Here is a 7711-nt window from a genome sequence, read left to right as displayed (position 1 = left end):
CGACGCGGGAGACCCCGCCGGGCGCGACCGCCGCGGGACGGACGATCCGCACCTCGACGAGGCCGAACTGCGCGCCCCACGCCCGCACATCAACCTGCGCGCTCTGCTCCGGCCCGTCCGCTGGGCGCTGCTGCTGGGCCTCGCGCTGCTCGTCCTGGACACCGCCGCCACGACCTCGCTGCCGCTGCTCGTCCGCCGCGGCCTCGACTCGGGCGTCCGTGCCGGTGCGGGGCACGTGCTGCGCGACTCGGCCCTGCTGGCGCTCGGCCTCGTCCTCGCGGGCTGGGCGGTGATGGTCCTGCAGAGCCAGGTGGCGCGGCGCGCGGGCGAACGGGTGCTGTACGGGCTGCGCGTACGCTCCTTCGCCCAACTCCAGCGCCTGGGCATCGACTTCTACGAGCACGAGCGCAGCGGCCAGATCATGACGCGGATGGCCAACGACATCGAGGCGATGTCGACCTTCCTCCAGTCGCATCTGCTGACCGCCGTCGCGTCGCTGGCCACCGTGACCGGTGTGACGGTCGTGATGCTCGCCGTGGATCTGCCGCTGGCGCTCGTCGCGCTGGCACCGCTGCCGCTGGTCGCCATCGCCAGCGTCGTCTTCTGGCGCCTGTCGTCGGCGGCGTACGCGGAGGCACGGCGCCGGATCGGCGAGGTCAACTCCTCGCTCCAGGAGAACGTCTCGGCGCTGCGCGTCGCCCAGGCGGGCAACCGGCAGCAGGACACCGCCAGCGCCTTCGACGAGCTGTCCGACTCCTACCGCGCGGCACGGCTGCGGGCGCAGCGCTACGCCTCGGTCTACTTCCCCTCCGTCAATCTGTGCTCCGAACTCGCCAAGGCGCTCGTGCTGTTCGTGGGAGCGGTCTGGGTCGCGGGCGGCACGCTCGCCCCGGGCGTCCTCATCGCGTTCATGCTCTGCCTGGGGATGCTCTTCTCCCCCATCCAGCAGCTCTCGATGGCCTTCGACAGCTACCAGCAGGCCGCCGTCGGACTGCGCCGCACCGTGGAGCTGCTGCGGCTGCCGACGCCGCCGGCAGACGAGCAGGCCCGCGCGGCGCTGCCCGAACGGCTCACCGGCGAGGTCGAGTTGCGCTCCGTCAGCCACACCTACCCCGGTGCGCCGCAGCCGTCCGTCCAGGGAGTCGGCCTGACGGTGCCGGCCGGGCGGACGACGGCGCTGGTGGGCAGGACCGGCGCCGGCAAGTCCACCCTCGTCAAATTGCTGCTGCGCTTCCACGAGCCGTCCGAGGGACGCATCCTCGTCGGCGGCACCGACATCCGCGACTACCCGGCCTCCGCGTACCGGCGGCTGACCGGCTACGTACCGCAGGAACCGCACCTGTTCACCGGGGACATCGCCGCCAACATCCGCTACGGGCGTCCCGACGCCCCGGACGCGGAGGTAGAGGCCGCGGCACGGGCGACCGGAGCGCTGCCCCTGATCGCGTCGCAGCCGTTCGGCTTCCGCCAGCGGGTGGGCGAGCGCGGACGCAACTTCTCCGCGGGCGAGCGGCAGCTCATCGCGCTCGCGCGGGCCGAACTCGTCGACCCCGGGCTGATGTTGCTGGACGAGGCCACCTCCGCGCTCGACCCGGCGGCGGAACGCGTCATCACCCAGGTCACCTCGGCCGCCTCCGGGCGGCGCACCACCGTGCTCGTCGCCCACCGCCTGGCCACCGCCGCACAGGCCGACACCGTCGTCGTCCTGGAGGACGGCCGCGTCGCCGAGTCCGGCACCCACGAGGAACTCCTCGCGGCGGACGGCCTCTACGCCCGGCTGTGGCACCGGCAGAACGCCGACGGCACGGCTCCCCCACTCCCCGCCGCCAGGGCCTCGCAGCCCGGCCCCGTGAAGCAAGGATGATCCCAGTGAAAGCTCTCGTCCTCTCCGGAGGGACCGGCTCCCGTCTGCGCCCGATCACCCACACCGCGGCCAAGCAACTCGTACCGGTGGCCAACAAGCCCGTCCTCTTCTACGGCATCGAGTCGCTGGTGGAGGCGGGCATCACCGAGATCGGCATCGTCGTCGGGGACACCGCGGCCGAGATCGAGGAGGCCGTCGGGGACGGCTCCCGGTTCGGCGCCCGCGTCACCTATCTGAGGCAGGAGCAGCCGCTCGGGCTGGCGCACGCCGTGCTGATCGCCCGCGACTGGCTCGGCGACGACGACTTCGTGATGTATCTCGGCGACAACTTCATCGTCGGCGGCATCGCCGGACCCGTCGCCGGCTTCCGCCGCGACCGCCCGGACGCCGCGATCCTGCTCACCAAGGTCGCCGACCCCGCCCTCTTCGGCGTCGCCGAACTCGGCCCGGACGGGCGGGTGGTGAGCCTGGAGGAGAAGCCCGCGCACCCGCGCAGCGACCTCGCGCTCGTCGGCGTCTATCTCTTCACTCCGGCCGTGCACGAGGCCGTACGCGCCATCCGGCCCTCGGCACGCGGCGAACTGGAGATCACCGACGCCCTCCAGTGGCTCATCGACCGGGGGCACGCGCTGCACGCCTCGACGGTGACGGGCTACTGGAAGGACACCGGCAACGTCATCGACATGCTGGAGGTCAACCGCTCCGTCCTGGAGGGCGTGGACGGACGGGTCGAGGGCGCGGTCGACGCGGACAGCGAACTCGTCGGCCGCGTACGGGTGGAGGAGGGCGCCGAGATCGTGCGCTCCCGCATCGTCGGGCCCGCGGTCATCGGCGCGGGCACCGTCGTACGCGACGCCTACATCGGCCCGTCGACCTCCGTCGCGGAGGACTGCGTCATCGACTCCAGCGAGGTGGAGTTCTCCATCGTGCTGACCGGTTCGCACATCGACCGTGCGGGCCGCATCGAGGGGTCGCTGATCGGACGGACCGTCCACGTCACCGGGGCGCCCCGCGCCCCGCGCGCCCACCGCCTCGTCCTCGGCGACCACAGCAGCGTCCACCTCACCTCGTGAACGGGATCCCATGCGTACTCTCGTGACCGGCGGAGCCGGCTTCATCGGCTCCCACCTCGTCCGCGCCCTCCTCGCGCCCGAGCACCGCGACGGCGCCGGCGTCAGCGGCGTCACCGTGCTCGACGCCTTCACCTACGCCGGCGACGAACGCAATCTGCGCGCCGTACGGGACGATGCCCGCCTCGACGTCGTACACGGCGACATCCGCGACGCCTCCCTCGTGGACACGCTGATGGCACGGCACGACGCCGTGCTGCACCTCGCCGCGGAGTCCCACGTCGACCGGTCCATCGCCGCCGGGGGCGAGTTCGTCTCCACCAATGTCCTGGGCACCCAGACCCTGCTGGAGGCGGCGGTACGCCACGGCGTCGACCGCTTCGTGCACGTCTCCACGGACGAGGTGTACGGATCCGTCGCCGAGGGCTCCTGGACGGAGGACGCGCCGCCGGACCCCAACTCCCCCTATTCGGCGAGCAAGGCGGGCTCCGACCTGCTGGCGCTGGCCTACCACCGCACCCACGGACTCGACGTCCGCGTGACCCGCTGCTCCAACAACTACGGACCGCGGCAGCACCCGGAGAAGGTCGTTCCGCTCTTCACCACCCGCCTGCTCGACGGACTGACCGTGCCGCTGTACGGCGACGGCCGCAACGTCCGCGACTGGCTGCACGTCGAGGACCACTGCCGCGCCCTGTGCCTGGTGCTGGAGAAGGGCCTCGCCGGACGGACGTACAACATCGGCGGCGGCACCGAACTGACCAACCGCGAACTGACGGAACGGCTGCTCGCCGCATGCGGGGCGACGTGGGAGCGCGTCGAGCACGTCCCCGACCGCAAGGGGCACGATCTGCGCTACTCCGTGGACTGGAGCCGCATCCGCGACGAGCTGGGCTACCGGCCGCTGCGCTCCGTCGACGACGGGCTCGACGAGACCGTCGCCTGGTACCGCAACCACCGTGAGGAGTGGTCGCGTTGACGGGATGGCTCGTCACCGGGGCCGGCGGGATGCTCGGCCGGGACGTGTGCGACGTCCTCTCCGCGGCGGGCGTCCCGGCGCTGCCCTTCACCCGCCCGGAACTGGACCTCACCGACGAGGCCGCCGTGACCCGCGTACTGGAACGCGCGCGGCCCTCCGTCGTCGTCAACTGCGCCGCCTGGACGGACGTCGACGGCGCCGAGGACGACGAGAGCGGGGCATGGCAGGCCAACGCACACGGCGTCTCCGTCCTCGCCCGCGCCTGCGCGGACGCCGGCTCGCGGCTGCTGCACGTCTCGACGGACTACGTCTTCTCCGGCGACGCGGACGCCCCGTACTCCGAGGACGCCCGTACGAGCCCGCGCTCGGCGTACGGGCGGAGCAAACTCGCCGGGGAGCGTGCCGTGCTGGAGACCCTTCCGCACTCGGGCACGGTGGTGCGCACGGCCTGGCTCTACGGCGCGCACGGCGGCAACTTCGTGCGCACCCTGGCCGAGCGCGCCGCCGCGGGCAGCGAAGCGGACGTCGTCGACGACCAGTTCGGCCAGCCCACCTGGACCCGTGAGGTCGCCGGGCGGCTGCTGGCGCTGGGGCGGCTGCCCGCCGCCGCGGCCACGGGCGTCTTCCATGCGACGTCCGCCGGACGCACCAGTTGGTACGGCCTGGCACGGGAGATCTACCGGCTCTGCGGCGAGGACGCGGACCGCGTACGGCCCATGAGCAGCGCCTCCCTGCGGCGCCGCGCCCGCCGCCCGGCCTGGAGCGTGCTCGGCCACGGCAGATGGGCGGCGGTGGGCGAACCGCCGCCGCCGGACTGGCGCACCGTGCTCACCCGTGCGTTCTCCTCGGTCGTCCACGGCGGCCCGGCACACGAGGCGGCCCTGCGGGCGGCCCGGAAAGGGATCTGATGCGTCCGCTGAGCATCGAGGGAGCGTGGGTGCACACGCCGTCCGTGCACCGGGACGATCGGGGCGCCTTCCACGAGTGGTTCCGCGCCGGTGAGTTCACCGAGGCGACGGGGGCCTCCCCCGGCTTCGCGCAGGGCAACTGCTCGGTCTCGCGGCGGGGTTCGCTGCGCGGCGTGCACTTCGCGGACGTGCCGCCCGGCCAGGCCAAGTACGTCACATGTGTGGCCGGTGAGGTGCTGGACGTGGTCGTGGACGTACGGCACGGGTCGCCCACCTTCGGCGCGTGGGAGGCCGTACGGCTCGGCGGTTCCGCGAGCGCGCTGTATCTCGCGGAGGGGCTGGGGCACGCCTTCCTGGCGCTCACCGACGAGGCCACCGTGGTCTATCTGTGCTCGACGGGGTACGCGCCGCACCGCGAACACGGCGTCCATCCGCTCGATCCGGCGCTCGGCATCGCCTGGCCCTCCGAGGTGACGCCGCTGCTCTCACCCAAGGACGCGGCGGCGCCGACGCTCGCGGAGGCCGCGGACCTCGGGCTGCTGCCCTCCTACGAGGAGTGCGTACGTCTGCGGGCCGGCAGGCCCGAAGTGCCGGACGCCGGGGGCGACATGAGCGGTGACGCGTCCGGTGCCGTATTCGGCGGTGTCTCCGGCAGTGTCTCCGGCAGTGGGGCGGGCGCCCGCCCGGAGAGACCGTGAGCGGGCTCTCCGCCGTCGAACGCAGGGCCCCGGCCGCCTCCCGCGAGGCGTCCCGCGACACCGGCACAGCGCCCGATCCCGGTGCGCCGCCGCGGCGCCGCGCCCTGCGGCCCGCCGGACTGCTGTCGGGCCTGGTGCTGCTCGTGGCCGCCGCCGCGCTGAGTCTGTCGGTGGGCACCCACCACATCCCCCTCGACCAGGTGTGGGACGGCCTCACGCGCGGCCCGGTCGGCAAGAACGAGACCATCGTCCACGACCTGCGGCTGCCGCGGACCCTCATCGGGATCGCGGTGGGCACGGCCCTGGGCCTCGCGGGCGCCGTCATGCAGACGCTCACCCGCAACCCCCTCGCCGACCCGGGGCTGCTCGGCGTCAACGCGGGCGCGTCCGCGGCGGTGGTCACGGCCGTCAGCCTGTTCGGGGTGCGCACCTTCCAGGGCTATCTGTGGTTCGCGGTCGCGGGGGCGGCCGTCGCCGCCGTCCTGGTCAACGCCCTCGCCGGCAGCCGCGCCGCGACCCCCGTACGGCTCGCGCTCGCGGGCACCGCCGTGAGCGCCGCGCTCAGCGGCTACGTCAACGGGCTCCAACTCCTCGATCTGGAGGCCCTGGACCGGATGCGCGACTGGGACGTGGGAAGCCTCGCGGGACGGGACGGCCGGCTGCTTCTCCAGGCCGCCCCCCTGCTGCTCGCCGGCACCGTGCTGGCGCTCGGGCTGGCCCGTCCCCTCAACGCCATGGCGCTGGGCGACGATTCGGCCCGTTCGCTGGGGGCGGCACCGGGACGTACCCGGGTGCTGTCCGTCGCCGCCGTGACGCTGCTGTGCGGGGGCGCCACGGCGGTCTGCGGACCGATCGGCTTCGTCGGCCTGATGGTGCCGCACGCGGTGCGTCCCGTCTGCGGCCCCGACGCCCGCTGGCTCTTCCCGTACTGCGCCGTCTTCTCCCCGGTGCTGCTGCTCGTCTCCGACGTCGTGGGACGGGTCGTCGCCCCGCCCTCGGAGATCCAAGTCGGCATCGTGACCGCGCTGTTGGGCGGCGTGCTCTTCATCCATCTCGTCAAGCGCAGCAGGGTGGTGAAGCTGTGACGGGCCCGGTGTCGGTCGCCGCGGGCCGCGGCCATGTGCGTCTGCGCGGCGGGTGGTCGCTGCGCTTCGCACCCCGCGCGCTGCTGGTCTCGGTGCTCCTCGCGGTGGCCGGGGCGGCGGCCGCGGTGACAGCCATCGGCTTCGGCGAGTTCCCGCTCTCCCCCGCCGAGGTGGTGCGCACGCTGCTGGGGTCGGGGCCGCCCGGTGCCCGGTTCGTCGTCGTGGACCTGCGGCTGCCGCGCGTCCTGGACGGGCTGCTGGTGGGGTTCGCGATGGGCGCCTCCGGAGCCGTCTTCCAGTCCGTCTCCCGTAATCCGCTGGGCAGTCCGGACATCATCGGGTTCGGCAACGGCGCCTCCGCGGGGGCGCTGGTGGCGATCATCCTGCTCGACGCGAGTACGGCCGCCACCGCCACGGGCTCGGTCGCCGGCGGGCTGGTGACCGCCGGCGCGGTCTATCTGCTGGCCTGGCGTGGCGGCGTCCACGGGTTCCGGCTGGTGCTGATCGGCATCGGCGTATCGGCGGTGCTGGGCGCCTGCACCCGGTTCCTGTTCGTACGGGCCGAGTTGGGGAAGGCCGCGGAGGCCGCGACATGGATGATCGGCAGCTTCGGCGGGCGCGGCTGGAGCGACGCGGGCGTGGCCGCCGCGGGCGTCCTGCTTCTGCTGCCGGTCGTCCTCGCGCACGCCCGCCGGCTGGCCCTGCTGGAGATGGGCGACGACGCCGCGGCGGCCCTCGGCGTCGCCCCGGAGCGTACGCGTCTGGTGCTGCTCGCGGCGGGTACGGGACTGACNGCGATGTCGGTCGCGGCGGCGGGGCCGATCCCCTTCATCTCCCTGGCGGCTCCCCAACTAGCCCGCCGCCTCACGCGGTCGAGCGGACCGAACATCCTGCCCGCCGCATGGATGGGCGCCCTGCTGGCGGCGCTGGCGGACTGGGCCGCGCAGCGGCTGCCGGGGATCGTGCCCGTGGGCGTGGTCACCGGGGTCACCGGCGGGCTGTATCTGGCGTGGCTGCTGTTGCTGCAACGCCGGTCGCAGCGCCTGTAGTTGGCTTGGCGCCTGTCCGCTGGTCGGCGCCCGTCTGCGAGGACGCGGCGGGCGCCGG

General features: G+C 73.7%; 7 protein-coding genes. All 7 read left to right on the top strand.

Features of this window, described 5'->3' with window-relative positions; all coding sequences use genetic code 11:
* Nucleotides 1-1864: ABC transporter ATP-binding protein (locus AN218_RS12050; RefSeq protein ID WP_141747542.1), on the top strand; the 1864-nt coding region annotated here is incomplete at its 5' end.
* Between the two features lie 5 nt (nt 1865-1869).
* A complete protein-coding gene (locus AN218_RS12045; protein WP_070016845.1) occupies nt 1870-2937 on the top strand; it encodes a glucose-1-phosphate thymidylyltransferase in 1068 nt (355 codons plus the stop codon).
* Nucleotides 2938-2947: 10 nt separating this feature from the next.
* Nucleotides 2948-3913, top strand: a complete 966-nt coding sequence (gene rfbB / locus AN218_RS12040; RefSeq protein WP_070016844.1) for a dTDP-glucose 4,6-dehydratase — start codon at nt 2948-2950, stop codon at nt 3911-3913.
* Nucleotides 3910-4821 carry a dTDP-4-dehydrorhamnose reductase gene (gene rfbD / locus AN218_RS12035; RefSeq protein ID WP_079132082.1) on the top strand — a complete coding sequence of 304 codons (912 nt, stop codon included), beginning with the start codon at nt 3910-3912 and terminating at the stop codon, nt 4819-4821. The genes rfbB and rfbD overlap by 4 nt, the downstream gene beginning before the upstream one ends.
* Nucleotides 4821-5519, top strand: coding sequence for a dTDP-4-dehydrorhamnose 3,5-epimerase family protein (locus AN218_RS12030; protein WP_079132081.1), 699 nt, complete (start codon nt 4821-4823; stop codon nt 5517-5519). Before rfbD ends, AN218_RS12030 begins: the two co-directional genes overlap by 1 nt.
* Nucleotides 5516-6604 (top strand): FecCD family ABC transporter permease, encoded by a 1089-nt coding sequence (locus AN218_RS12025; RefSeq protein ID WP_070016843.1) that lies wholly within the window; start codon nt 5516-5518, stop codon nt 6602-6604. The genes AN218_RS12030 and AN218_RS12025 overlap by 4 nt, the downstream gene beginning before the upstream one ends.
* Nucleotides 6601-7653 carry a FecCD family ABC transporter permease gene (locus tag AN218_RS12020; protein WP_079132080.1) on the top strand — a complete coding sequence of 351 codons (1053 nt, stop codon included), beginning with the start codon at nt 6601-6603 and terminating at the stop codon, nt 7651-7653. Before AN218_RS12025 ends, AN218_RS12020 begins: the two co-directional genes overlap by 4 nt.
* Nucleotides 7654-7711: the final 58 nt, after the last annotated feature.

Source organism: Streptomyces nanshensis (genome assembly GCF_001751255.1).
Lineage (GTDB): Bacteria > Actinomycetota > Actinomycetes > Streptomycetales > Streptomycetaceae > Streptomyces > Streptomyces nanshensis_A.
This window is presented reverse-complemented; position numbering and strand designations above follow the sequence as displayed.

Excerpts from the sequence above, each read along its gene's own strand:
- rfbB (WP_070016844.1), top strand. The coding sequence starts at position 2,948 with ATGCGTACTCTCGTGACCGGCGGAGCCGGCTTCATCGGCTCCCACCTC.
- AN218_RS12030 (WP_079132081.1), top strand. The coding sequence starts at position 4,821 with ATGCGTCCGCTGAGCATCGAGGGAGCGTGGGTGCACACGCCGTCCGTG.